General features: G+C 60.5%; 22 protein-coding genes and 1 tRNA gene. 4 read left to right on the plus strand and 19 right to left on the minus strand.

The genetic code is table 11. From position 1 onward, the window contains the following. Positions 1-2: 2 nt before the first annotated feature. Positions 3-281, minus strand: coding sequence for a cation:proton antiporter (locus AArcSl_RS06400; protein WP_119816602.1), 279 nt, complete (start codon positions 279-281; stop codon positions 3-5). Next, the gene (locus tag AArcSl_RS06405) at positions 274-1,407 is read right to left on the minus strand and encodes a monovalent cation/H+ antiporter subunit E (protein ID WP_161945912.1); all 1,134 of its coding nucleotides are present in this window, start codon (positions 1,405-1,407) and stop codon (positions 274-276) included. The genes AArcSl_RS06400 and AArcSl_RS06405 overlap by 8 nt, the downstream gene beginning before the upstream one ends. A 438-nt stretch (positions 1,408-1,845) precedes the next feature. Here AArcSl_RS06405 and AArcSl_RS06410 point away from each other — a divergent pair, with 438 nt between their 5' ends. Both AArcSl_RS06410 and AArcSl_RS06415 read left to right on the plus strand, forming a co-directional pair. Next, complete coding sequence (locus AArcSl_RS06410) at positions 1,846-3,759, plus strand: COG1361 S-layer family protein (protein ID WP_133412129.1); 1,914 nt, start codon at positions 1,846-1,848, stop codon at positions 3,757-3,759. Between the two features lie 6 nt (positions 3,760-3,765). Further along, complete coding sequence (locus tag AArcSl_RS06415) at positions 3,766-6,180, plus strand: efflux RND transporter permease subunit (protein ID WP_119816610.1); 2,415 nt, start codon at positions 3,766-3,768, stop codon at positions 6,178-6,180. A 189-nt stretch (positions 6,181-6,369) separates the two neighbouring features. Here AArcSl_RS06415 and AArcSl_RS17350 read toward each other — a convergent pair whose 3' ends face one another. Beyond that, positions 6,370-7,329 (minus strand): hypothetical protein, encoded by a 960-nt coding sequence (locus tag AArcSl_RS17350; RefSeq protein ID WP_245883385.1) that lies wholly within the window; start codon positions 7,327-7,329, stop codon positions 6,370-6,372. A gap of 185 nt (positions 7,330-7,514) precedes the next feature. Here AArcSl_RS17350 and ddh point away from each other — a divergent pair, with 185 nt between their 5' ends. Then, complete coding sequence (ddh, locus tag AArcSl_RS06425) at positions 7,515-8,444, plus strand: D-2-hydroxyacid dehydrogenase (protein WP_119816613.1); 930 nt, start codon at positions 7,515-7,517, stop codon at positions 8,442-8,444. A 136-nt stretch (positions 8,445-8,580) separates the two neighbouring features. After that, a tRNA-Val gene (locus AArcSl_RS06430) sits at positions 8,581-8,655 on the plus strand. Positions 8,656-8,968: 313 nt separating this feature from the next. Here AArcSl_RS06430 and AArcSl_RS06435 read toward each other — a convergent pair. From AArcSl_RS06435 to AArcSl_RS06510, 16 genes are all read right to left on the minus strand, one after another. Continuing rightward, a complete protein-coding gene (locus AArcSl_RS06435) occupies positions 8,969-9,301 on the minus strand; it encodes a hypothetical protein (RefSeq protein WP_119816616.1) in 333 nt (110 codons plus the stop codon). 95 nt (positions 9,302-9,396) lie between these two features. Then, positions 9,397-11,577 carry a LamG-like jellyroll fold domain-containing protein gene (locus tag AArcSl_RS06440; RefSeq protein WP_119816620.1) on the minus strand — a complete coding sequence of 727 codons (2,181 nt, stop codon included), beginning with the start codon at positions 11,575-11,577 and terminating at the stop codon, positions 9,397-9,399. A 2-nt stretch (positions 11,578-11,579) separates the two neighbouring features. Further along, positions 11,580-12,035, minus strand: a complete 456-nt coding sequence (locus tag AArcSl_RS06445; protein WP_119816623.1) for a hypothetical protein — start codon at positions 12,033-12,035, stop codon at positions 11,580-11,582. Positions 12,036-12,078: 43 nt separating this feature from the next. Continuing rightward, positions 12,079-14,760, minus strand: coding sequence for a phage tail tape measure protein (locus tag AArcSl_RS06450; RefSeq protein WP_119816626.1), 2,682 nt, complete (start codon positions 14,758-14,760; stop codon positions 12,079-12,081). A gap of 267 nt (positions 14,761-15,027) precedes the next feature. Continuing rightward, a complete protein-coding gene (locus tag AArcSl_RS06455) occupies positions 15,028-15,477 on the minus strand; it encodes a hypothetical protein (RefSeq protein WP_119816629.1) in 450 nt (149 codons plus the stop codon). 84 nt (positions 15,478-15,561) lie between these two features. Continuing rightward, the gene (locus AArcSl_RS06460) at positions 15,562-16,086 is read right to left on the minus strand and encodes a hypothetical protein (RefSeq protein ID WP_119816632.1); all 525 of its coding nucleotides are present in this window, start codon (positions 16,084-16,086) and stop codon (positions 15,562-15,564) included. Between the two features lie 93 nt (positions 16,087-16,179). Beyond that, the gene (locus tag AArcSl_RS06465; RefSeq protein ID WP_119816635.1) at positions 16,180-17,379 is read right to left on the minus strand and encodes a hypothetical protein; all 1,200 of its coding nucleotides are present in this window, start codon (positions 17,377-17,379) and stop codon (positions 16,180-16,182) included. A 113-nt stretch (positions 17,380-17,492) separates the two neighbouring features. Continuing rightward, positions 17,493-17,984, minus strand: a complete 492-nt coding sequence (locus tag AArcSl_RS06470; RefSeq protein WP_119816637.1) for a hypothetical protein — start codon at positions 17,982-17,984, stop codon at positions 17,493-17,495. A gap of 3 nt (positions 17,985-17,987) precedes the next feature. Next, positions 17,988-18,377, minus strand: a complete 390-nt coding sequence (locus tag AArcSl_RS06475; RefSeq protein ID WP_133412130.1) for a hypothetical protein — start codon at positions 18,375-18,377, stop codon at positions 17,988-17,990. 8 nt (positions 18,378-18,385) lie between these two features. Continuing rightward, positions 18,386-18,712 (minus strand): HK97-gp10 family putative phage morphogenesis protein, encoded by a 327-nt coding sequence (locus tag AArcSl_RS06480; protein ID WP_119816645.1) that lies wholly within the window; start codon positions 18,710-18,712, stop codon positions 18,386-18,388. A 22-nt stretch (positions 18,713-18,734) separates the two neighbouring features. Next, positions 18,735-19,067 (minus strand): hypothetical protein, encoded by a 333-nt coding sequence (locus AArcSl_RS06485; protein ID WP_119816648.1) that lies wholly within the window; start codon positions 19,065-19,067, stop codon positions 18,735-18,737. A 73-nt stretch (positions 19,068-19,140) separates the two neighbouring features. Next, positions 19,141-19,974: a phage major capsid protein gene (locus AArcSl_RS06490; protein ID WP_119816651.1), complete on the minus strand. Its 834-nt coding sequence runs from the start codon at positions 19,972-19,974 to the stop codon at positions 19,141-19,143. Positions 19,975-20,092: 118 nt separating this feature from the next. Then, positions 20,093-21,301, minus strand: a complete 1,209-nt coding sequence (locus tag AArcSl_RS06495) for a hypothetical protein (RefSeq protein WP_119816653.1) — start codon at positions 21,299-21,301, stop codon at positions 20,093-20,095. 4 nt (positions 21,302-21,305) lie between these two features. Next, entirely contained in the window at positions 21,306-21,623 is a 318-nt protein-coding gene (locus tag AArcSl_RS06500; protein ID WP_119816655.1) for a BppU family phage baseplate upper protein, read from the minus strand. Between the two features lie 13 nt (positions 21,624-21,636). Further along, positions 21,637-22,026: a hypothetical protein gene (locus AArcSl_RS06505; protein WP_119816656.1), complete on the minus strand. Its 390-nt coding sequence runs from the start codon at positions 22,024-22,026 to the stop codon at positions 21,637-21,639. A 139-nt stretch (positions 22,027-22,165) separates the two neighbouring features. After that, complete coding sequence (locus AArcSl_RS06510; RefSeq protein WP_161945913.1) at positions 22,166-23,995, minus strand: outer membrane protein assembly factor BamB family protein; 1,830 nt, start codon at positions 23,993-23,995, stop codon at positions 22,166-22,168. Between the last annotated feature and the right edge of the window lies 1 nt (position 23,996).

Consider the following 23,996-nt stretch of genomic DNA (forward strand, 5'->3'; position numbering starts at 1 on the left):
GTTCACTCGACCCTCCCCTCGTGGTAGGTGAACCGGGCGATCGCGAGGCTCAAAAGGAAGTTCAACAGCGCATACACCAGCGCGATGTCGATGTACTCCGGACGACCGAGTCCCGCAGCGATGAACACGATGACGATCACCGTCGAGGTGCCGATCACGTTCACGCCGATGAGCCGATCCTGGGTGGTGGGTCCGGTCGCGACTCGATAGAACACCACGAGGGCCATGAGAATGACGAGTCCGGCAGCACCGAGCATGACGGTCTCGGCGAGTTCACTCATCCTCCGGACCCTCCGTGGTTTGCGCGCCGGTGTCGGATTCCTCCGTGACTTGCGTGCCGGTGTCGGGTTCCGACGTCGGGACACCCTCGGGTTCCGTCGCGGGATCGATCGGGACCGAACCGACGAGTTCGACGACCGCCTGCCGCTCGATCGGACCGGGAAGGTCGAACGCCGACCGACCTTCGAAGACGTACTGGACCGCCCGTTCTCGGTTCCCGTCCAGGAGATCCCGCCGGGTGCCGGCGGTCATCGAATGCACCACCAGGTCGTTGCCGTCGGCGTCGATCGTGAGCGTCCCCGGCGTGAGCGTGAGACTGTTCGCGAACCCCGTCACCGGTAGCCCGCCCGAAAGTGGCGTGTCAATTCTATCCAGATAGGTTTCGAGGGGAAGCGACGGATGCAACACCACGTACGCGATCACGACGTTGGCCTTGAGGATCTCCCACAGGAGATACGGAACGTACGCGATTCCCCGGATCACGACGAGGACAGCCCGCGCTGGCCGGGGCGTGGTTTCGAAGACCACGTTCCTGAGGAGTCCGGCAACGACGAGCGCCGTGAGCGCGCCCGTCACCGTCGCGTAGAGGTATCGCTCGCCCGCGACTGCGAGATAGAAGCCGAACGAGAGGAGAAACACGCCGCCGAAGCGAACCAGCTCCGCCCGCGATGGAAGCCGCCGATCGACAGCGACCGCGGGACGTTCGTACCGAACGCCCTCGTCTTCGAGCGCGGCGCCGATCGAGTGGAGGTCGGGGTCGGTCGCGTCGATCGCGTAGTTCGGATCCAGGACGACGAGTCCGATCCCGTGCTCGTCGACGTACCGCCGGATCTCCTCGGCGTGGTCGGTCGGATCGGCGAGATACCGATCCGGCGCGACGAGAGCGGTGGTGACGGAAACCGACGACGTGGCCGTCTCCCGTGCGCGTTCGGCGGCCCGGTTCAGCTGGCGGTCGGTGGCCACGTCGACGTCGTCGCGAACGTGGGGCAGAACGCGAATCAGATGTAACGTGACACGGGTGTCCGATTCGACAGCCCGGTCGTCAGCCCGATCGACTGCGGCGTCGATCACTTCCGGCAACGTCGGGGACTGCGACACTGGCAGGAGGACGTCACTGGGCACGTTCACTGCCGTTACCTCGGCGTTCCGGAAAGAGCTGGCGGCGTCTTCCCTGTACGCTGCCGAACCAATGCCGTGTGGACCCCGCACATACGTGTTGGTTCGCAGAAACGTGTCATATACGTTTCGTCGATTCCCACTGGACTGTCCTGAACTTTCGTCGAACACCTCTCACGTCCTACAAAATACAGGCCCACACACCAGAATTCAGTCAGGTGATGACGATCGCAGTCGCGCGGAATCTCGCGGCCCATTTGCCCACCCGTCGCGGGCGCGAGCAGTCGTTTTCGATCCCGGCGGAGGTCCACCGCGAGGAACACAGTCACAAGTCGGCGTGATCGCTCCTCGGAACGGTCGAGGATCGATGGCCTCCAAGCGCGTGGTCGACCGAAGCCGATGATTGACCGCTTACCATTATTACCGTTCCCGGAGTAGTTCCGAATATCCGTGTCACGAGTTCACTTGTCCAGGCTCGTGCTGGTCGCGGCCGTCTGCATCGGGCTCATCGCCGGCGGCGGCGCGGTCGCGAGCGACGCCGGCGTCGTGGTTGTGTTGTCCGACGATACGCTGGTCGCAGGCGAAGAGGCGACACTGGACCTCCAGATCGTCAACCGAGAAACCGTCGCCGGCGAGACGATGCAGGGTACCACAGTCGAGGTCGACGCCGGCGACGCGCCGCTCACCGTGCGGACCGCAGAGCGATCGCTGGGCAACGTGCCGACCGGGGCCTCTCGGACGGCCCCTTTCGATGTCGTCGTCGACGAAAACGCGACGCCGGGAACCTACGACCTCGAGGTGACGGTTACCTACCGAACGATCGAGGATGACGGCGAGGTCGTCCCCGAGGCGACCACCGAGACCGAGACGATCGATCTCGAGGTGACGATCGAAGAGCGCGCCCGCTTTGCGGTCGTGAACGCGACCACCGACGTCCACGTCGGCGAGCCGGGAGCGATCGAACTCGAGTTGAAGAACGTCGGCACCGAGACGGCTCGGAATGCCACCGTCGAGGTCCAGTCGATCGATCCGGGACTCCAGATTGGCGGCGGTACGACGTTCACCCGGACATTTAGCGGCGAATGGGCCGTCGATGAGACCCGAACGGTGCGGCTCGCGACGCGCGCCACAGACGACACCGAAGCCCGGGTCCACGCGCTCGATGTCACGGTTCGGTTCTACGACTCCCTCGGGGTTCGCCGCTCCGACGATGTCCACGAGCCGGGCGTGGAGGTGGGGCCCGAACAGGAGTTCGCGGTCGGGAACGTGACCAGCACGCTCCGAGTTGGCGAGGACGGCCGGGTGGACGCCACGATCCGTAACGAGGGCAACCGGTCGCTGGAGAACGTCGTGGCGATCCTGGCGTCGCCGAATCCGAACGTCGACGTCCGGGACACAGAATCGTCGGTCGGCACACTCGAACCTGGCGAACAACGCGATATCTCCTTCCGCGTTCGACTCGACGACGGTGCCGACCCCGACGAGCGTCTCCTCCCGCTTGCAGTCCGGTATCGAACACCCGGCGGGGACGTCGTCGTTGGCGATCCAGTTGACGTCGTTGACGTCGCGGTGGCGCCCAAACAGGAGTTCGCTGTCGAGGATGTCACGAGCACGCTCCAGGTCGGCAAGGACGGCCGGGTGAACGCCACGATCCGTAACGAGGCGAACCGAACGATCGAGGGAGTGGTAGCGATCGTCGAGTCGCCGAATCCGAACATCGCCGTCCGCGATCCGGAGTGGTACGTGGGGACGCTCGGTCCGGGCGAGCAACGCGATATCTCCTTCCGCGTGGGGCTCCGAGAGGACGCCGAACCCGGCGAGCGCGCGCTCCCGCTCGTGGTCCGGTATCGGACCCCCTACGCCGACAACCTCCTCAGCGATCAGATCGACGTCCCGGTGATCGTCGCAGAGAAGATCGAACCGTTCGAGGTCGAGGCGATAAGCCGAACGATAACCCAGGGCGAGGAGATCACCTATCGCGTCGAGATCCGGAACGCCGGCGACGAGCGGTACACGGACATCGAGGCGCAGTTGTTCGCCACTCCGCCACTCGCCGTGACCGACGGCGAGGCATACGTCCCGGGTCTTGCTCCGGGTGAATCGACAGAGATCGCTTTCGGACTGGAGGCCGAAGACGACGCGACGCCGACGACGTACTCGGTGTCGATTGACTTCCGCTACGAGGACGAGATCGGCGACCGCCACCTCACTGATCGACAGCGGCTGCCGGTCGACGTCCTCGAGAGCGAACCCTCCCCGATCGTCTTTGTCGCCGTCGCCGCGCTGCTCGTTGGGGTTTTCGCTCTCGCCTACTGGCAGCGCGAACGCCTCCGGCGAGTGATCGACGACCTCGGACCCGAGTGACTACCGATGAGGGGGCGTCCAGCCGGACGGATCGCCGACGAAATTGTCGGTCGACCCGGCCGGATCGCGCTCGCGTTCCTCGTCGTGACGGTGCTTCTTGCCCCCGGGGTTGCGCTGATGGAGACCGAACCCGGAACCGAACCGTTCACCGAGGCGGTTCCGGAGGCGGACGCGCTCGAACAGGTCACACTCCGATTCGAACCGACGTTCGGCCCGGACGAACCGACGACACAGATCATCCAGTACGAAGAGCGGAACGCGCTCTCGCGGGAAGCGCTGTCGACGCAGTTGCGGGTCGTCGAACAGTTGCGGGACCGCGAGGAGCTCCGTGTCATCGAGACGACGTCCCCGGCGGGGATCGTCGCAGCCGAGCTCGACCCCACCGCCGACACGACGAAACAGAAGCGAGAGGCGATAGAGGGGGCGACACAGTCAGATCTCGAGGGAGCAATTCGGGCGGCGAGCGACGATCCTGTCTTCACGTCGATCGTCAGCGAGGACTTCAGCCCGGAGGCGGGTGAGGCGTCCGCGGCGATTGTCGTCACAACCCACGCGATCCCGGCCGGCGACGAGGTGTTGATCGACCTCCAGCACGACGTCACCGAAACCGTAGAGGGGGTCGACCGGCGGCTGCTCGTGTTCGGATCCGGCATCGTCGAGGCGGAGTTCCGGGCAATCATCTTCGACTCGCTCGCGATCGTGATTCCCGTTGCCGCGGTCGTCATCCTCGGTCTGTTGCTCGCGGCCTACCGCGATCCGTTCGACCTCGCGCTCGGTCTAACCGCGATCGTGATGACGGTCGTCTGGACGTTCGGCGTCGCAGGGTACGTGGGGCTGCCGTTCAACCAGATGTTGATCGCCGTCCCGATCCTCTTGCTCGCAATCGGGATCGACTTCGGTATCCACATGATCGATCGCTACCGCGAGAAGCGAATCGAGGGGAGGTCGATCGCGGAGTCGATGCGGACGACGGCCGCCAACCTGCTCGTCGCGTACGGCCTCATCGCCGGCACGACCGTGATCGGGTTCGGCGCGAACGTCACGAGCGAACTTCAGCCGATCCGGGAGTTCGGAGTCGTCACCGCGATCGGGATGATCTTCACGCTGCTGATTTTCGGTATCTACCTCCCCGCTGCCAAAGTGTGGCTCGACCGCCGCCGCGAGGCGCTCGCGCTTCCCGAGTTCGATTCCAGCCCGATCGCCGGCGGCGAGTCGACGCTCGGACGGTGGCTCGAGGCGGCCGCGATCCCCGCACGCACCGCGCCGGTCGCGTTTCTCCTTGCGGCGTTGCTTTTGACCGGAGCGGCGGCTGGTTACGGCGCCGGCGTGGACACGACGTTCGACGTCGACGACTTCCTCCCGGCGGAGGAACAGCCGGAGTACGTTCACTACTTCCCGGGTCCGATGCAGCCGTCGGAGTACACGATCACGCGATCGATCAACGTGATAGAAGACGAGTTCGTCGCCGGCGAGGAGGACACGATTACGATACACTTACGGACAGATATGACCGACGACGACGCGCTCCGTCGTCTCGTGCGCGTCGAGGAGAACCCGCCGGACTCGTTCGTCGAGGTCGACGGCTCCGCACAGAGCCAGTCGATTCTCGTTCCGATCGCGCTCGCGGCCGAGGAGAATCCGCGGATCGCCGTACTCGTTTCGCGGAACGATCGGACAGGCGACGGGATCCCCGACCGGAACCTCGATGCGGTGTACGACGAGGTGTTCGACTCGGAGTACGGCGACCTTGCCCGCGAGTACCTCACCGAGGACCGCGACGAGACACGGATCATCATCAGCGTGCGAAGCGAGGCAACCACAGAGGAGGTGACCGAGGACGCCCGCGCGTTCGTCAACCGGTACCGGGGCGAAGCCGTCGCGACCGGCCAGATCATCATCAACCAGTCCGTGGCCGAGGAAATCTTCGACACCGCCGTCGAGAGTTTCTTCGGGGCGATCATCGTCGACGGCATCTTTCTGATTCTCCTCTACTGGATACTGACCAGGCGGGCGTCGCTTGGCCTGCTCGCGTTGCTTCCGATCGCGGTCACCGTCGCCCTCCTGACTGCCACCATGCGCGTTCTGGGAATCCCGTTCAACGCGCTCTCGACGACGATTCTCGCGATATCGATCGGACTCGGCGTCGACTACACCGTCCACTTCACCCATCGGTATCACATCGAGTCACAGTCGACCGACGACCCCATCGAAGCGATCGAGACGACGCTCCGGGGGACCGGCGGCGCGCTGACGGGGACAATGTTGACGACAACACTCGGTCTCGGATCGCTTGTCCTGGCGATCACCCCGATCCTCGGCCAGTTCGGCCTGCTGACGGGACTGAGCATCATCTACTCGTATCTGACCGCCCACCTGCTGTTGCCGTCCCTCGTGGTGGTTCTCGAACGCATTCGAGGTTGATGTGAGCGTGTTCGATCCTCGAAATAGCCGAGATCGACGGTCGGAAGCGATCACGAACACACCGGACTCTCCCGGACTTTCGTCAAACTCCTCTCACGTCCTGCAAAATACGCCTGAAGTCGCTCGGACCACCCACCCGGAGATCTCAGACGACCCACCCGGAGATCTCAGACGACCCACCCGGAGATCTCAGACGTCCCATCCGGAGATAGCGATCCGGTGCCACTCTCCCTCGTAGCGAACGTACTCGAGATCGCCGGCAACCTCCGATTCCAGCTCGGAGAGGTATGCCTGGAGGGCATTTGCAGCCTCCTGGTTCGGATCCACCTCACCCTCGTCGCCGGGATCGTCGTCGCACACTTCCAGCCGGCCGTCCTCCTCGCGGGCAGTCAGGAGGAGTTGTTCGACCTCCTCGGGCGGCGAATCCATCGACGTTCCCCGTTCGGCGAGGATCACGTCGGCAAACTCCTCCGTGTCGCCCGCGACGTGTTCGGCGGCGTACGCGAGGCGGCGTGCGGACGCCGTTCCCCCGCCCACGTCGTCGATCGCGAAGTGGCCCTCGTCGACTCCGAGATACGACTCCTCGATCCCCGCCGTCAGGTGTGAGTCAGCTTCGGCGTCCGGATCGAGATAGCCGGCGACGAACGGGCGGGATTCGAAACCGCGATCGCGCTCCCGGACCGCGAACAGTTCGGGCTGGTAGTCGACGGCCTCGCCCACCCGGAGTCGGTCCTGGAACGGGAGCTCCGCGTACGAAAGCGTATCAGCCGGCACCGGATCCGAAGGAACGTCCTCGTCTCTGCGGAGGCGGTACTGTGGGCCCGTCACCTCCCCGTCGGTGACGACCGTCGAGGTGAATTCGTAGTAGTCGTTCCCGGATCGGTAGTAGGTCAGCCATCCCAGCGGGTCGCGGTACGTGGTCTCGACCTCGACATCGCCGGCGGCGAGCACTCGGTCGACGAGGGTTTCCAGGAGTTCTGGGCGGTCCTCCGTCGCGGGGGCGGCTTCGCGGTCGGCAATGTCGTCGGGATCGACGGGAGTGAAGATGACGGTCCGACCCTGCGAGCAACCCCCACCGACGGAGAGACAGCCGGCGAGGCCGGCAGTCGACGCGGCAGCGACACTGGACAGGAGGGCACGGCGGCGCATAGTCGGAGTTCGATCCAGGGATACGAGTGTCTTGTGTCGAAAGCGGCTTCGGGATCCGGGCTGCGATAACCGAAGACAAGTTCGGTACTGAGGGACACCGTTCCGGCGCTACCCGAAGAGAGCCATTCGATCCGTCCGATCATCTTCGCCGAAATCCTTACCACCCGACCGGGAGACCGGCTCCCATGAACCTCGAACGAATCGGCGTCGACGAATCGGTTTCGACAGTGTTTCCGCCGGAAAAGCTGGTCGAGGCACTCTCGGGTCTCCCGGTCGAGGTCGAACGGGTCGACGGGAGCCCGGACTCGCTGGCCGACTGCCAGGCCGTGGTTACGTTCGTGAACCGCGAGGCGTTTCTCGATCTCGAGTGGGTCCACTCGATCCAGGCCGGCGTCGATCGGTTCTCCCGCGAGCGGTTCGAGGAGGCCGGCGTCGTCCTCTCGAACAGCACCGGGATCCACGGCGACGCGATCGGCGAGACGGTCGCGACGCAGGTGCTCATGCTCGCCCGACGGTTCCACGTCCACGTCGCGAACCAGCGACGGCGCGAGTGGTCACAGCCGGGGTGGGACGACGCCTGGACGGTCGCCGGGGAGCAGGCCTGCGTCGTCGGCCTCGGCGGACTCGGGCGCGGGATCGTCGACCGATTGACCGGGCTCGGCATCGACGTCGTCGGCGTCCGCCGGACGCCCACGCCGGAGCCGGGAGTCGACCGCGTGTATCCTGCAGAGAGACTCCACGACGGGATCGCAGACGCCCGGTTCGTCGTCCTCGCAGTCCCGCTCGTCGAGGAGACCCGGAACCTGTTCGACGACGAGGTGCTGTCGGCGATGCGGGAGGACGCCTACCTCGTCAACGTCGCCCGCGGGGGCGTCGTCGATCAGTCGGCGCTGGTAGACGCTCTCGAGAGCGGTGAGATCGCCGGAGCCGCACTCGACGTCTTCGAAACCGAACCACTCCCCGAGTCATCACCGCTCTGGGAGATGGACGACGTGATCGTTTCGCCTCACTGCGGGGCATTCATCGACGAGTACTACCGGCACATTGCAGCGATCGTTCGCGAGAGCGTCCGCCGAGTGCAGACCGGCGACGAGCCGGCAAACCGAGTGTTTTGAACACTTCCGTGCCCAGAGGCGTTATTTAAAGGGCTATCCGGACATGATCGCCATCACTTAAAAGATGAATAGTCCCGAACGGGTCAAGGAGGGACAAAGCAACGTTTAAGGCCGGACATCGGATACCAACAGGTACGGGTTGGTGGTCTAGCCCGGTTATGACGGCTCCTTCACACGGAGCAGGCCGGCGGTTCGAATCCGCCCCAACCCATACGTTTTCTTACAACTTTTGGATGACTGTTAACGCCATCGTGAGGCAGTGTACCGTCTAATACACCCCTTTCTTGTCCGATTTGTGAGGGTAGAACCCAATCGGATCTTTGTTGGCATCGACGCCGTGGCACGATCTCGGGCAAATGACTGCGCGCCCGGTACAAAAAAATGGCGGGGTGCTACACAACCCCAGAAGAGTCCACTGCTACCGACGCGCGCGTTTCTACAACCGTTGAAAAACGAGACTGACGGTGCCCTCGACTCGGATCCCAACCCAAGCGTCATCGGGCGCAAGAAGGAGTCAGTGGGTATCAGTCTTCGACGTCGTCGCGTTCGAAGTCGAGATCCTCCTCGTCGTGAAGCGCGTCGACGAGCTGCTCGAGACGAACATTGATCTCCTCTATTTCTGCAGCGATTCCACTGTTAGTCGGATCCTCCTCGCGTCCGAACATCCAGGTGTGCGCAACATCCATGTCGCGCTTCATCTGGAGAGACTGGGACTCGAGCTCGCCGACGTTCTCCTCGAGATTACTGATCCTGCGTCGCAGTCGACGATAGATGATACCGACGAGGGTGAATAGAATGCCAGCAACGAGGGCGAGAATCGTATCGAGTAGCCCAATTGGAATTGAAGCCTCAGACATCGATGACAACAGAATGTGAGTGGTTGGTAGCGATTCTGCGACGTGGAGTTTAACCAACACTCCATTGTGATTCACACCGAGTGTTGGTTAAGATCTCAAAGCGAGCGCCGGTTCGTCCGTGCCGAGCGCTGTGTCGAGACGAGCTCGGTGTCGATCCGGCCCGAGATATCGAAGTCCAGGGAAAGCGTGTCTCCGTCGCCCAGTGAATACTGAACCTCGTCGAGCTTTCCGAACTTCTCCTGGTACTCAGCACCGACGATCTCCGAGTCGAAATACATCGCCGTCCCGTCGTTTCTGACTTCGTCCGTGTCGGAGTGATCGTCGAATCTGAGATAGTTGAGGAGCCCCTCGAGATCCTCGTCAGCTTCGACGAGATCGGCGTACGCGTTCTGCCTGATCCATTCCTGAGACTTCCACTCGCTAGAAGCGAAGATTCGGACATCGTCGATGCCACCCTTGAACCCGTTCTCACCGTTGCGATCGGCACCAACGTAGTAATCACCGTACTCCAAGTCGAGCCACGGAGGGTGGGCCGAATCTTCGTACTCGAGCTGGCCATCGACGTAGAAGTAGCGATCCCAGACGTCTTCGCTCCATAGGATGGTGAGCCGTTGCGTGTCGCCCTCACGGATCGTGTTCATATCCGTCCTCGTTACGTCCCCAGTCGTCGAGGTGTAGTCCAGTTGAATACTTCCGTCACCGTAGAGACGGACGTACGCTGTGCCAGCTTCGTCCTCGTCGAACTCGAAGATCGTGTAGTACTCGTCGTCTCCGAGATCGGCGAGATCCTGTGGGTGAACCAGGAACTCCCAGGTGTATTCACCACCCGATCCATAGATCAAGTTACTCCAGCTGTAGACGACGTGATCGTCGACATCACCAGGAGAGTCCGGGCCACGGAAGTACAGCGAGTTCGAGCCGATCTGGGAACCGTAGGGGAAGGAATCGCCCCAGGCGGATACGTTGTAGGAGTACCCTGGCGCAACTTGCTGTGGAACGATCTCGAGTGAACCCGATTCGTCTCTCTCGTTGACGCTCTCACGGAGGAATCGTTCCGCCCGAGAGTCCACCTCTTCCTGAGTAGTCAGCTCGGGGTTCTTCTCGAAGCGTTCGACGACACCGTCGTCACCGATACCGCGCTGAGCCATGTCGTCGATCTCGTCCTGGTTCTCGGCTGTAGCTTTCGGCGTCGATCCATCGTCACCTGTTCGCCCGTGGACAGTGACACGGTTCGCGTAGTCAGTGAGATCCTTCGATCGGTTCGACGACGTGATCCGCCAGTCGGGTTCTCCGTTGAGTGTCCCAGTGGGGAACGAATGGACATCCAGCGTCTCGTAGTCGTTGACGTTGAACTCGTAGGATCCGATGTCGTGGAGTTCCTGGAGGATCTCGAACTGCGTCCCGTCGATCTCGACACCGTCGAGGGTGGAGTAGCCAGACTCGTCCGGGATGAAGATCTCGCTCCGGACGATGTCGAACGTTTCGTCGTAGATCTGAAGCTTCGGACGGAACTGATCCCACTCGCTGTCGAACTCGAGCCGGAAGAGGTGGAACCGTTGTGGTGTGTTGTGATCGACAGAGTCCCAGGCTTCCTCGTAGATCCCGTCGGAGCTCCACGTCTCCTGTTGGTGTATCCCAACGTCAAACGTGTTCACCGGCTCGTCAGTCTCGATGAGTACCCACCAGACGTCTGTTTCATCATCGTGGGAGAGAGATGCTTGAGAGTCATCGTGCTCCGTCTCGTCGACGAGGATGTTTGGTTCGTTGATCTCGAACCGGTTCGGTACGAGCTCAACGTCGTCCTGGCGGGTATCCCCGTCGCGAGTACCCTCCCAGCTCCAGACGGCAGCGTGATCGAACTCGGACACCTGAACCGTATCCCTCACCTCCCGATTCGGAGGGAGAACCAGGGCGTCCCAGTCCGTCTCGTCCCAGAAGTCGACGATTGCATCGTAGACGGTGGTGTCCTCGTAGTGAACGGACGACGTCTTCCGGTTCATCTCGACGAAGATTCCTCTGCCGTTGATCTCCGTAGTGGAGCTCTCGTAGTCGGCCTCGAACGACTCCAGTTCGCCACGGAAGATGATCTCGTCCTGATGGTAGATCCACACCTTCGAGAGAAGCTCGTCCTCGAAACTGGCCCGGAACGGAAGTGTCGCTCCCCAGGAACCCATCGACGAAGCTGCTTCAGTGACGTCGAAGTCCACAAAGTCCGCGTAGACATCGGCATCGTCGTCACTCCGCGGGCCACCGATCGAGAGTTCGTAGCCCGACATCGTTACAGGCCAGCCTCGAACTCGTTTTCGACGAACTCACAATCGTCGTACTCGTCTCCCTCTGCGAGAACAAACAGCTCCAGTGTGATCCGACGGGCAGTTCCCACGGAGTTGGTTGTGATAGATGCCTCGGTGATTATTGCCCACCAGTCCCGGACATCTCCGACGCTACCCCCGGGTTCGAGACGGACAAGTGCCGAAGAAAAGTCGGCAGACGGGTGCGGTGATTCGTGGTACCAGGGCTTCCCCCTGATATCCGTCCCAGTGTTCGTCGTCGAATCGTTACTGTAGCGGACGTACTCCCGAAGCGTGTCGAACGCGTCACCGTCGGAGTCGGCGACGAACTGGAGGGAGACGGAGCTCCCGGTGCTAAACGACGGCATCGAGCTGCCGATCGCACCAGGCAGTGTGAGCGCTCCAAAGTCCTTGGTGTGAATCGTCCAAGAAATGTCAGTCATCGTTGGTATGAAAAGTGGTAGTTAGTTCAGTGGGAACCGGACGCTACATCCGACTGATTCGGTTCGCCTTGGCGTTCTCGTGATCCTCGACGACGAGTTCAGCGTGTTCTCGAATCAGATCAGCCAGCTCTCCGTCACCTTCGACGCGGAGGGTGGCAGTCAACGTCGAGGACTGGGAGTCACTCGTGGCGCCGTGTGGGCCCTCAGAGACAGTCTGGGCACCCACCTCGTACGCCGTGTCGAGGAACCGCGAGAGCCTGTGGAGGGGAACGACGGCCTCGTTGTCACCAGCTTCGCCGATCCGGGCCAACGTGTCGCCAGTGATGATTCCACCCTGGGCGAGCTGGGGGAGATCGATTCCCTGTCCACCGACTGTCGACGACGGAATGCTGAGACGTCCACCACCAATGGTGCCGATCGTTTCCCCGGAGATGGGATCCTCGAAGGTGTGGCTCGGAAGGCTAACCGATCCACCTCCAACGGTGACGGATGGAATCTCGAGCGTGTTCGGGACGTTCCGGTTGAACCAGTCGATGGCGTCGTCCACGGCGTTTTGCACCGTGTCCATGATGTAGTCAGGCAACTCGGAGATCGTGTCCTCGATCGTCGAGACAGCCGTCGAGATCGGGGACGTGATCGCCTCCTGGACGGCACCGAACGCACCTTCGATCGCATCGGAACCCTGGTTCGTCACCCAGTCAGCGATGGTGCCAAGGGTACCACTGATTCCGCCGGCGAGATTCTCGAGGAACTCCATCAGGTTCCCGATCGTCGCATCGAAAATCGCCTGGAACCCGTCGGCGATTAATTCCTTTCCATCATGGACAAGCCAGGACTGGACGGTGGCGAACCACGTAGTGAGGAAATCGAGGATCTCGTTGAACGTGTCGGGGATGATCGAGCCCCCGATGAGGAAGTCATAGATCGCCTCGAAGACGTGCTGGATGAAGCCGAAGACGGCCTCGAAGGTGGCCACGATCCCGGAGAAGAAGTCGTTGTCCAGGAAACCGAGGATCTCCTCGAACGTCGTCACCCAGAAGTCCAGATAGATCTCGAGGGCTTCATCGAAGTCGCCCCGAATGATCGCGAGAACAGCTTGGATCGTCGTCGAGATCGCCCGCAATGCAGTGCCAATCGTCAGTTCGAGGAAGGCGAACGTCGCCTCGACGATCGTCATTATCGAGTCGCCGTGTTCCTCCCAGTAGCCCTCGAGGAAGGCCAGCACCGTCTCGATCCGATCGGAGACGACGTCCATCGTCTCGGCCACGTCCTCGGCGATCTCCTCGAACTGTTCCTCCCAGAGCTCCTGGAGATCTTCCAGGAGGGGCATCACGTAGTCCTCGAAGACGTCTTCCGCGAACGACTGGACGGAAGCCAGGGCGGGCTCGATCGCCTCCCACATCTCCTGGGTGGCGTCCTGAATCCCACCCATGTTCTCGTCCCACGCCGTCTTGATCGCGTAGGCAGTCGCTCCGAGGGCACCCAGAGCAGCAATTATCGGGAGAATCGTCGTCGCTGTGATTCCAGTAAGCGCCGTCAGGGCAACAGTGAGGCCACCGATGGCTGCCGTCGCAGCCATGATCACTGCTGGGAGGCCATCGAATTCCTCGTTGACGTCGGCGAATTCAGAGATTAGTGGGGAAACAGTCTCCAGGACGTCGACGAGAACCGGGAGGAACGACTCGCCCATCGCGATCTTGATGTTCTCGACTTCGGAGCTGAGCAGCTCCATCTGGCCGGCCATCGTGTCCGTTTCCGTGGCAACCTCGCCAGCGAGGGAGCCACCTTCCTCCATCGCTTCTCCCGACTCCTGCATCGCCTCTTTCATCGCGTCAGCCGAGTCAGCGGTGTCACGGAAGGCACGGGCTTGTGCTGTAGTCAACTCGTCGTTGAGAGTATCGAGGGCGTCCTGGTTCCCGTCGATGTTCTCCATCAGAGACATCATCGTCTCCTCGGGAGCCTCATCGCGCATCTTCTCGAACTCCTCAGCGGAGACGTCAAGCATGTCCGCGAACATTTCGACGTTGTCCGGATCCATCATCGACTCCGAGACTTGCTGCATCCGCTGAGCAGCCTGCCGGCTCGTCGGAGAAACTTCGTTGAAGGCAGCCGAGAGCCCCAGGATCTCGTCAGATTCGAGGCCCAGTGTGTCCAGTGCCTGGCCCGAACGCTGGGCGGAGTCGACGATCTCGTCGGACGTCGTCTGGAAGTTGTTCGATAGTTCGTTGATCGAGTCACCCAGTTCGCCGACGTTGTCCAGGGGTTCGTCCAGCGCCGTCGTCATCTTCCCAAGAGCCGTCCCTGCTTCGTCTGCAGAGAGAGTCGTCGCAGCTCCCATCTGGCCGGCAACCTCGGTGAACTCTGCAATCTCGTCAGCACTCTCGGCCCCCATCCGGCCCGCCTGGGTGGCGAGCTCGGCCAACTCGTCGTGGGCGAGGGGAACCTCCGATGCGAGATCCTTGATGTCGCCAGTTAGTTCCTCAGCGACGTCTTCACCGGCAACCTTCTCGATCTCAGCCATCGCCTCTTCGAACTCGATGGCGGAGTCAGCTGCACTGCCAAAGGCTGCCACACCGGCCCCAGCGAGGACACCTCCGGCTGCACCGACGGCGTGCTTCATTCCAAGGGCGGAACTCTCGACGTTCTCGAACGCCTGAGAGGCGCCCTGATCTTCGGCTTCGATAGCGATCTCTACGGATTCGCCTCCGCTGGGAGTAAATGTCATTTATTCGTAATGAAGAAAGTCAGAAGTTCTGCTCGCGATTCAGCTCCTCTACCCACTGCTCATCGGACTTCCTGGCCTGGCCAGGAGCCCGTTCGTGGGGGCCGGAGCCTCGCGAAGTTCCGTTCCGTTTCGCTTGTTCTTCTTGCTGTACAGTGGCACCCTCGAGTAACACCCGCACTTCGCGGACTGTGAGATTGTAGAAGGATTCGTCACCGACGAACCGATAGCCGTTGTCGTGGAGCTGCTTGATCCAGAGTGCTTTGTTCCTTAGCGCTTCTGTTCGGCCAGTTCCATCATCGTCTCCAACTTTCCCTCAGGAACCTGCTCGAGCATCTCCAGGTTCTCCAGATTGAGTGCGTTCTGCATATCGTACCCAGAGGCACGAAGGATCGCAGTGAGAAGGGCGTCTCGTCCGAAGCCAATCATGTCCTCCGCCACCATCTCGGCGGTGACTTCGTAGTCGTCTCGTTCCCGTACGTCGTACCAGTGATTCGAGAGTATTTCCGCGATCTCCTCATCGGAGAGATCGCCCGGGTTCAGTCGGCCTTCGGCGCTCCCGTACTGATTCAGATCACCCATCGACATCGGGATCACCCGGATCTGCTGATCGACACCCGGGAGTGGCTGGGTGATCGGCTGTAGTTCGTCGTCTCCGTCGCGCTGGACGAAGAAGTCCTCGGGCTCTGCTATCGAAAGGGAATCGTCTTGGGTAGACATTTGTCAGTCTCGTTGGGATTGAAGTAGAGTTCCCACAAGGTGGGATGATTGAGTAGTGATTCAGCGACTATTTGAAACAGAACCTCAGATCACAGAACTCGCGCCGGACAGTAAGTTAGTAGAGATGACGCTTGTGTCCCCGAAAAGCTGTACCGCTAGAATCTGGAACATGAACCCCGCCGTGAGCCATACCAGTGCGATGTTCGTCGCGACGGTGTTCTCCGCCAATCTCTTCGCTTCGTCTCGATCAAGGTGAGTACCCCCACCAAAAATAGCCCCACTGGTGTACGTCGCCTGTCCGGCGATCGTGAATCTGCCCATGATGTCAGATTCTACGAGGAGGAACCAAGTCCCCACCATGCTGATGACGAGTCCGTAGACTTGGGGTGACATCTGGAAGAGGACGTCGAGGACTGCCAGTGGAACAATCACTTTGAGAAACCACCAGACAGTCCCTCGGCCCTTGTCCAAATACGTCTCAGCAAGCAATATCTCAGCTTCTTCGACGAATTCGTCATCGGGTTTGTTGTCAGAACTAATCTTGAACTCCGTGTCAACTAACGGCAACAGATGTTTTCGGATGAACTCGATCTGATCACTTCTATTCATGTGGGGCCGTTGAACGTTCTTCGTTATTAGATTACCCCAAGTATCAAAAATATAATCTATTGATCGGTTCACCCACAGATTCACCGGAGCGATTTAGTTCGCGTCTACTTCGATCCGCTTGGGCTCAAATGAGTTGTCCATCGTGGAGATGACTTCGCCGGCCTCGGGCCCGACATCGCCGGGATCCTCGAGAACGGCGTTCTTGAAGTGGACTTCCCCACCATCCATCATCCACACCAGATCGAACTCGGCGCCAGTCAGGTGATCGACGAGGTTCTCGTGGTGGGCGAAGTTGCCGGCCACCGTCGCCGAGAACTCGACGTCCTGTTCGCCGATATGGATCGCCTGCTGGGACGTACCCATGACGGGCTCCTTCTCGTAGTTGTTGTCCACCGAGAAGGAAGCCGAGCGCACTTCGGCAGCCAGCTGGCCACCGTCCTGTTCGATGTGATCGTCCAGGAAGCGCTCGTAGCCCGACTCAATTGCGTCGGCATGGGAGCCGTCACCGAGTGCAGGGACACCGAGATCGCCTTCAGCGTCACCGTAGGAGTCGGCACCACGGAGCCGGACGAGTTCGTCACCATCTTCGTCTTCGATGACAACGTCGCCCTCAGTGCTCTCGTCGAGCTCGAAGGCGTCCAACGAGGAGAACTCCTCGGTGGTGACGACTTCAGTCGTCCCCTCGAGAGAGACGTCTTCCGTCGCGTACGCACCCTGGGACTCCAGGGTAAGCGTCTGACTCGTGTCCTCGTCGGAGGTACTGCGGACGGTGAGGGTTTCACCGGTGGGCTGATCCGCCCGGAACATCCGCACCGTCTTCGCCTCGTACTCGAGGCTGACTACCATCGGAAGCGCAGTGCCGGGATCGCCCGACAGATCACTCAGATTCGGGTGGCAGCCACGAGCCACGACGTAGGTGTGAGCATCGTCGAATTCGGCTCGATCGACGATGGTGTGGGTGTTCTTGACACCACCATCGTCGTCCCGGAGGATGGCGTCACCTGCGGGATCCAGCGGATCACCGTCGGAGTCGACGAAGAACCGCTGGAGGTGGTACTCGATCGACACCGAGTGATCCTCGGCGCCGGTGAAGTGGTTCTGGACTCGATAGTCACCAAGTCCGCGCTGTGCTTCGATCTGGGCGTCCGCGTCCCACTCGAGAGCCGTCTCGAGGGTGTCGGAGAACAGTTCCCAGTCGGGATCGTCCGGCGTCACACCGGGTTCGACTTCTCGGACGAACTCGACACGGTGATCGCGGAAGCCAGTGTCTGCCTGCGTAGCCTGATTACTCATGATTAGCGTGAATTGTCAATAAATTGTCTGGTACGGCGGTGCTCGCGAAGGAGCAGAATTAGTTCTCGGAATCGAAATTCCGAGGACGAAGCAACCTCTCGGGAAGACGTTGCTTAGTCGCGTGCTGGTTCCTTCTTCCAGAGATAGCGAATCCGGAACTGGACGGCGTACTCAGTCGGACTCACTTCGTCGTCAACGAGATCCTCTCTGGGGCCAACGGCCAGTGCGAGGTACTCGCCAGGCGACTGATTCCGTCCGATAATTCGGGAGATCTCGTTGCCCATGTCCTCGGCCTGGAGGCGTTCGATGCCACGAGAGTCGTACTCGTCGCGACTGCCAGCGAACGCTGTCACGAGAACAGTGCCAGTCCGATCCTGGACACCACCGGAGCCGTCACCAGCAATCGCAGTGAATCCGGTGTCGGTGACAGTAGAGAGATCCTCGTTCCGGTTCGAGACAGCTATCTGGGGGAACCCCTTGCCGTCGTCGAACCAACCAGTGTGGATGTCTCTCTCCTCCAATTCCGTGGGAACTGCGTCGTTGTCCCACTCATCTCGAAGGATATCTCGAACGACGAGCTTGGGATCCTGGATCGTCTCTGGCATGAATTAGAGTTCCTCGACGTGGACAGCAGTGAGATGAAGTTGGTGCTCGACGGAGACTGCTCGGTACCGAGCTCCCGTTTCGAGATCTACGAACTCCGTGGCTCGAGACTCGTCATCCGTTCCAGGATGGACAGGGGCGCTGTCTTTCTGGAGATAGATGACAGCGTCGCGTTCGACATTGGCGCCGGAGCCATCCCCACCCGTTTCGTCCTGAGTTCCGAAGTCGATCGTTGCAGGAACTGTCAGGGGCGACTCGTCGGACTCAACCCAGTCGCCGTCTGCGTACGGATTGTCTCCGCCACCCTCCTCGTCGTATTCGAAGTTGACGACGTGGAAGTCACGTCCGAGCATCTTGTGGGCACGAGCAATAGCTGCCTGTCCTGGTGCAGTCATATTGAATTCTAGACTCGCTGGGCTTCAATCGAACCTCGGAGGTTCCCTGTATCTACGACAGCATTCGCCTTCGCATACTCCTCTATTTTCAACGCGAGATGTTCGACGAGTTCTTCGGGACTGTCGACTTCGTTCGCGTACTGATCGAGTTCGGAAACGGCCTGTTCGACAGCTGGGCGAAGGAATGGCTGGGCTTGATTTCGAGACGTGCCGAATTCGACGTAGACGGCGTACTCTACGTTGGTTCCGACGCGATACTCTCGAGAGCCAAAACTCTCGTAGTCGAGAGCATTCACCACGTCGGTGAATCCGAGCATTGAGATTCCAGAAGACATAGTCAGTCGAGAATAACGGAGATCACGTCGTCACGACGCAGTACCCACGTTGCGGGCGATCGAGCCGTCCAGTTGGATCGAGAAGCACGGCCTGGTGCCAGTATCGATCCCCATCTGCGTCGAGTTCGACGTCAGTGACGGCGCCAGAGGTGGCGGAGACACGGGGTTCCTTGGCCGTTGCGAGGTGCGCAGCCACGTACGTCTCGACGTCGGCGAGGGCCTCTTCGTCGTCAGTGTGCGGTTCACACCGGCGATTGACGACGTTGTGGGCGTCACTGATGAAGGCCATCAGGGCCGAATCGTCGAGTTCCGTCTCGAGCACCTCAGCAACGTCGTGGGGAGTTACGCGTGTCATTTTCTGGATATGAAAGGGGGGAGTATGTCAGATGGGGACAAGTGACGTCGAAGGAATGGAGGAAGTAGCCGACTTAGCCCTCGATCTTGACGCCGGCTTCGGGCCGGACTGTCTTCCAGCCCATCCGGGTACGAACCTGGACGACGCGCTTGTTCTCCGACTCCTCTTCGTACTCCTGGCTCGTCATGGCCTCACGCTCGGACTCGATTCCGTACCGGCCCGAGTCGAACATGACGGCTTCGCCGGCACCGATGTGTCCGTTGTCGTCGACGAAGACGTCGAGGCCAGCCAGCTCGCCGAACGCACCGTCGCGGACGACGTCGTCGCCCATCTCGGACGCACGGGTAAACTCGTCGGACTTCATCAGATCGCCCTTCGATTCGGGCGAGACGACGAGGATGTCGGGATCGAACGACTCGGACTCGAGTGCCGTCATCGCATCGATAGCGTCGGCGTACTTGAGTTCACCACTGGCATCGCCGATGATGTCTTCCTGGAGGTTGACGTAGTCACCTTCGCCGTCAGTCTTGGAGACTTCCTCGTAGGCAGCCTCGTCGAGGGCATCGGCGAGATCCTCGGCTCGCTCCTCAGTGTGGAGGGCGATGACGTCCAGGAGCGCGTCCTGGATGGACTCGTAGGTGAGCTCGACTTCGACACCGTACTTTTCGTGCTCGACGGTGACTTTGCGCGTCGCGTCACCGGCGGACGGGTACTCGGTGCCTTCGTCGACGACACCGGCAGCGCGCTCCTCGTCGAGAACGGGGATCTCGACAGTGTTGGAGTCGATGTCGGTGCTGTCGATCTGGCGGAATGCCTGTCGCCAGACACGGTTGCTCTGGGCGTACTCTTCGACTTCGGCGCGAACTGCTTCCTGATCGATAACGTCGTTGGAAAGGATAGTACTCATTGTTGGAGGGAATGAAGCTGTCAGCGGGGTGACAGCAATTCAAGGGTGCTCTCAGCGAACTGAAAGCGGAAAATGGTGCGAGCGACAACCCGCGCTCGCGGTGGGTAGAAGACTCTACTTAGGAACGAAGCTCTTCGAGACGCTCCTCGGCGTCAGCCTTGGCAGCGTCCCACCCGAGCTCGTCGTAGTTCTCGATCTTGCTCTCGAGTGCAGCGATTTCGGACTCGACGTCCTCATCGTCGCTGGTGGAGAGCTCCGACTCGGCGTCCCCAGTCTGGGGCGCCGGCGTCGCTTCGGCCTCGGAGGTATCCTCGTCGGAGACGAGGGAGGCCTCGGCTTCGTCGAACTTCTCGCGAAGCTCGTCGAACGAGAACTTCTCGGCTAGCTCGGCAGCCTCGAAGGGGGTACCCTCCGAGAGCTGTCCAGCATACTCGAGACGGACACTCTGGAGTTCCTTCCGGAGCTCCTGGTTCTCGGCACGGAGGGACTCGAGTTCCTCTCGGAGCTCTGCCTCCTCGAGATCAGCGTCAGCGTCCGCCTCTTCGGCTTCAGCCTCTGCTTCTTCGGTGTCCTCAACCTCGGCCTCGTCGGCTTCAACCTCCGCCTCAGTCTCTTCCACCTCCGCCTCGTCGGCTTCGACTTCAGCCTCTTCGGTGTCCTCAGCCTCCGTCTCGGATTCGTCGGCTTCGATTGCTTCTTCCTGTTCAGTGTCGTCAGTGTCGTCAGTCATAGATTCATGATTCGTAGTGTCAGAACCAGAGTCAGCATCGTCGAGGATCTCCGCCACCTCGTCGGTGGACAGTGAGGCCAGCACTTCGCTGGGAGACTCGCCTGCCTCGACGAAGTTCGAAGGAGAACCGCCTCGGGGGACGAGTGAGAGATCGAGGAACTGGACGTCCTCGACGATCAACTCACCCTCGCCGGTGCGCCCACCGTCTCTGTGGAGGGCGTGAACGGAGACTTCGAGTCGCCCACGGGCGATCTTGGTGGCGAGATCCTCGTCGTCGACTTCCGCCTCGAAGACGATCCCGACGCCGGGTTCGAAACCAGCGTCGATCACTTCTCCGACAACGGACTCGACGCGATCGTCGTCATGGTTCTTGGTTAGCGGGACACCGACGAGCGACTGTACGGCCTGACGGAGCTCATCGCTGGGCCAGAACTTCGGCCCGTTGGCGCCGTGCGTAACCTCGTTGGCGCCGATCGCGACGCCGTGCACGGTGTAGGGCTCCGACTGCCCCTCGAGTTCCTCACACCGGGCAATCCCGGTGGGCCTCGAAGCGCCAGCCGTGTGCTCGACAGTGTCCTCTGAAGTAGCAGTACTCATTTGTCTAAGAAGTGATAATTACGTCGTGATATCCGTCGTTCGGGAAGGACTCGACGTCGCCGTTGACATATTCGACGACGAATTCAGCGCGATAACGGCCCGGTTCGTCAGTATCCTCTTCGTCCCAGGTGTACCGAACGAGGCCGTCTTCGTCGACAACCTCCGCAAGCTCTTCGACGAGTACATCGCCACCTCGAGGAGCACGGAGACGGAATAGTATTTCTGCATCACGAAGATCGACAGGATTCCCATCGTTGGATCGAAGTACGGCCTCGATCTGAGGGGAGGTGTCTCCGGCCTTGAGGTGGAACGATTCACTCATCGGAAATCACCACTTACTCGAGTTCCATCCCGACGTTCGACAGATCCAGCGTGTCGATCGAACCGAGATTGTACGTCTGATCCAGCGCGTTGGTGAAGATCAGATCGCCGGATACGTCGTCTCGAACGTAGACGTAGTCGATCTCACGCTCGGCGTCGCTCACCTGGAACGACAGCCCACCCATCGTCACCTCAGCGTTATTGTCGGCGTTCTGCTCTACTTCGGGATCGTCGACAGTCTGCGGTTCGTAGTCGTCACCATCCGGCTCAGTGGTGATGTCGCCGTAGGTGCTATCCTCGGTGAGTTGATCGGTACTATCATCGAAGAGCCCCACATCGACAGTGCGCCCATCAAAGGCGTCGTCGAGGACAAGGAGCTCACCTTCGTTGTGGAGATGTGCCATGTGTAGTCAGAATCGGATTACGAATCGCTGTGGCGAGAGTATCGGGTTCCCGATACGACGCGGAAAAAAGTGCGCTCGTACTATACTATACGCACGCCAACCACCTTACACTTCGGCGTCAAAAGGGTAGCATGAACCGCTATTCGTCGTCAGAACCCTGGTACTCTCTCACGTCCATTTCGTTCGCACCATCCCCAGTGAGATCGGCATCTCTCCGGCCAGTGTTCGTCGTCAGTTGATTGCCGGGCGTACTCACCCGACTAATTCGGGGGCCGAACTCGATGCCAGTATTGAGGATGGCCGAGATACTATACTTCTGGACAGCGACGAGGGTGATCCCGTTGGAATCGACAGCCAGCGGAGTTCCATCGACGTCAACCAGGATCCCAGTTCCGTCCGTTCGAGTTTCCACGGGAGGTGTGTAGGGACTGGCACTCCCGGTGGTGATGGACGCAGTCGGAGTCGTCCACGTCTCCATTTCGCCAACAGAGAGGGCGCTGGTTGCCGTCACGGGCTCTCCGATGGCATCGATGAAGTGTCTGCCGTGGATTTCGAGGAACGTCGCTGAAGCCGACGTAGTGGATCCTGCGCCGGATGTCTCGGCGTAGATTTCTCCGACGGATGGAGTCCCCGTCGCGTCTATCTTGACGGCCCCGGTGCTCTGTGCACTGTGAGCCTGAACTGCCGTCGGAGTCCCAGTCGCCGTGATGGTGTTGGTATGGAACTCGTCCATCCTGGTGGATGGAGTGAACAACGTCGTCTGGACGTTCACAGCGTCACCAGCAGCGTAGACGCCTTGGGAACCAGTGGTTCCAAGGCTCGAACCGGACGCCGTTGCCGTCGTTGTCATCGCACCAGATTGTGCTGTTGTCACTCCACCGGGGCTGGCCGGCGCCGACACAGCTCCTGCTCCAGTGGGACTGGGTACTGCTGTGCTCGAGGCCGACGGAGCAGTCGACGCTCCGCTGGACGCAACGACGTTCGCGGAGGAATCCATCGACGCCGTCGGTGATGGCGAACTCAGTGATCCGGAAGCAGACGTCTCGAGGGCTTGAAGCCCAGCTGTGGCTTCGTCGGACTCCCACATATCCGGGAATCCACCGACGGGTGGGTACGACACGAGATCTCTTGTTAATCCACCGTCATCCGTTACATGGACAACATCAATTAGTTCTCCACTATCGGAGAGTTGGTGGATTTCGTAGCTTTCAGTGGTGTCGTCCTCAAGATGGACAAAGACACCGTCGGTGAGAGTCGGATCTATGGCATAGTGTGTATCACCAGCCGAATACGTCCAGACGAATTCATCGGCGTCCCAGTCGTACTTGTAGACGGAGTCCCCGTCGTTGAGGTAAAGATAGCCGTCACGATCGATCGCCTCCAAGTCGAACCCGTAGGGAATATCACGTGTTTCGACGACAGTGCCATCAGAAATGTCTAGCTTCTTGATTTCGTACCCATCTTCAGATAAGACGTAGACGTATTCGTTGGCGCAGTCGACAGTAATTCCGCGTGGTTGATCGACATCTGTGCTCCACACCTCTTCCCCATCCGGATTGATCTTCGTTACGACATCATCCCAATTGTTGGATGGATAGTAGTTGCCAGCCGGATCGGTGGCACTCCCTTTAACATCGTATGCCAAACCAACTTCTTTCCACAGTAGTTCTCCAGTGTCTTTGTCCAGTTGTAAAGTGGCCCCGTCATCATTGGCATACACATATCCCGCTTCCGAAACAACAATTGTATCAAGAGAATCATCGGGACTCTCACTCCACCGTTCGTTCCCGGAGGAATCGTACGACGTGATTACGCTTCCCTCTCTTGTATAGAGATTGAACTCGTCGTCGATAGCAAGTGCATCGGGATAGTCGTCGACTTCCCACTCGACGTTGCCGTTGCTATCCACTGCGACGATCTGCATGTCCATGATCGCATAGTTGATGTCGGGAGCATCAGGCTCCTGCATC

Source organism: Halalkaliarchaeum desulfuricum, from assembly GCF_002952775.1.
GTDB lineage: Archaea > Halobacteriota > Halobacteria > Halobacteriales > Haloferacaceae > Halalkaliarchaeum > Halalkaliarchaeum desulfuricum.

Coding starts and splice junctions, on each gene's coding strand:
- AArcSl_RS06400 (WP_119816602.1), bottom strand. CDS start 281: ATGAGTGAACTCGCCGAGACCGTCATGCTCGGTGCTGCCGGACTCGTC.
- AArcSl_RS06415 (WP_119816610.1), top strand. CDS start 3,766: ATGAGGGGGCGTCCAGCCGGACGGATCGCCGACGAAATTGTCGGTCGA.
- AArcSl_RS17350 (WP_245883385.1), bottom strand. CDS start 7,329: ATGCGCCGCCGTGCCCTCCTGTCCAGTGTCGCTGCCGCGTCGACTGCC.
- ddh (WP_119816613.1), top strand. CDS start 7,515: ATGAACCTCGAACGAATCGGCGTCGACGAATCGGTTTCGACAGTGTTT.
- AArcSl_RS06435 (WP_119816616.1), bottom strand. CDS start 9,301: ATGTCTGAGGCTTCAATTCCAATTGGGCTACTCGATACGATTCTCGCC.
- AArcSl_RS06440 (WP_119816620.1), bottom strand. CDS start 11,577: ATGTCGGGCTACGAACTCTCGATCGGTGGCCCGCGGAGTGACGACGAT.
- AArcSl_RS06445 (WP_119816623.1), bottom strand. CDS start 12,035: ATGACTGACATTTCTTGGACGATTCACACCAAGGACTTTGGAGCGCTC.
- AArcSl_RS06450 (WP_119816626.1), bottom strand. CDS start 14,760: ATGACATTTACTCCCAGCGGAGGCGAATCCGTAGAGATCGCTATCGAA.
- AArcSl_RS06455 (WP_119816629.1), bottom strand. CDS start 15,477: ATGTCTACCCAAGACGATTCCCTTTCGATAGCAGAGCCCGAGGACTTC.
- AArcSl_RS06460 (WP_119816632.1), bottom strand. CDS start 16,086: ATGAATAGAAGTGATCAGATCGAGTTCATCCGAAAACATCTGTTGCCG.
- AArcSl_RS06465 (WP_119816635.1), bottom strand. CDS start 17,379: ATGAGTAATCAGGCTACGCAGGCAGACACTGGCTTCCGCGATCACCGT.
- AArcSl_RS06470 (WP_119816637.1), bottom strand. CDS start 17,984: ATGCCAGAGACGATCCAGGATCCCAAGCTCGTCGTTCGAGATATCCTT.
- AArcSl_RS06475 (WP_133412130.1), bottom strand. CDS start 18,377: ATGACTGCACCAGGACAGGCAGCTATTGCTCGTGCCCACAAGATGCTC.
- AArcSl_RS06480 (WP_119816645.1), bottom strand. CDS start 18,712: ATGTCTTCTGGAATCTCAATGCTCGGATTCACCGACGTGGTGAATGCT.
- AArcSl_RS06485 (WP_119816648.1), bottom strand. CDS start 19,067: ATGACACGCGTAACTCCCCACGACGTTGCTGAGGTGCTCGAGACGGAA.
- AArcSl_RS06490 (WP_119816651.1), bottom strand. CDS start 19,974: ATGAGTACTATCCTTTCCAACGACGTTATCGATCAGGAAGCAGTTCGC.
- AArcSl_RS06495 (WP_119816653.1), bottom strand. CDS start 21,301: ATGAGTACTGCTACTTCAGAGGACACTGTCGAGCACACGGCTGGCGCT.
- AArcSl_RS06500 (WP_119816655.1), bottom strand. CDS start 21,623: ATGAGTGAATCGTTCCACCTCAAGGCCGGAGACACCTCCCCTCAGATC.
- AArcSl_RS06505 (WP_119816656.1), bottom strand. CDS start 22,026: ATGGCACATCTCCACAACGAAGGTGAGCTCCTTGTCCTCGACGACGCC.
- AArcSl_RS06510 (WP_161945913.1), bottom strand. CDS start 23,995: ATGCAGGAGCCTGATGCTCCCGACATCAACTATGCGATCATGGACATG.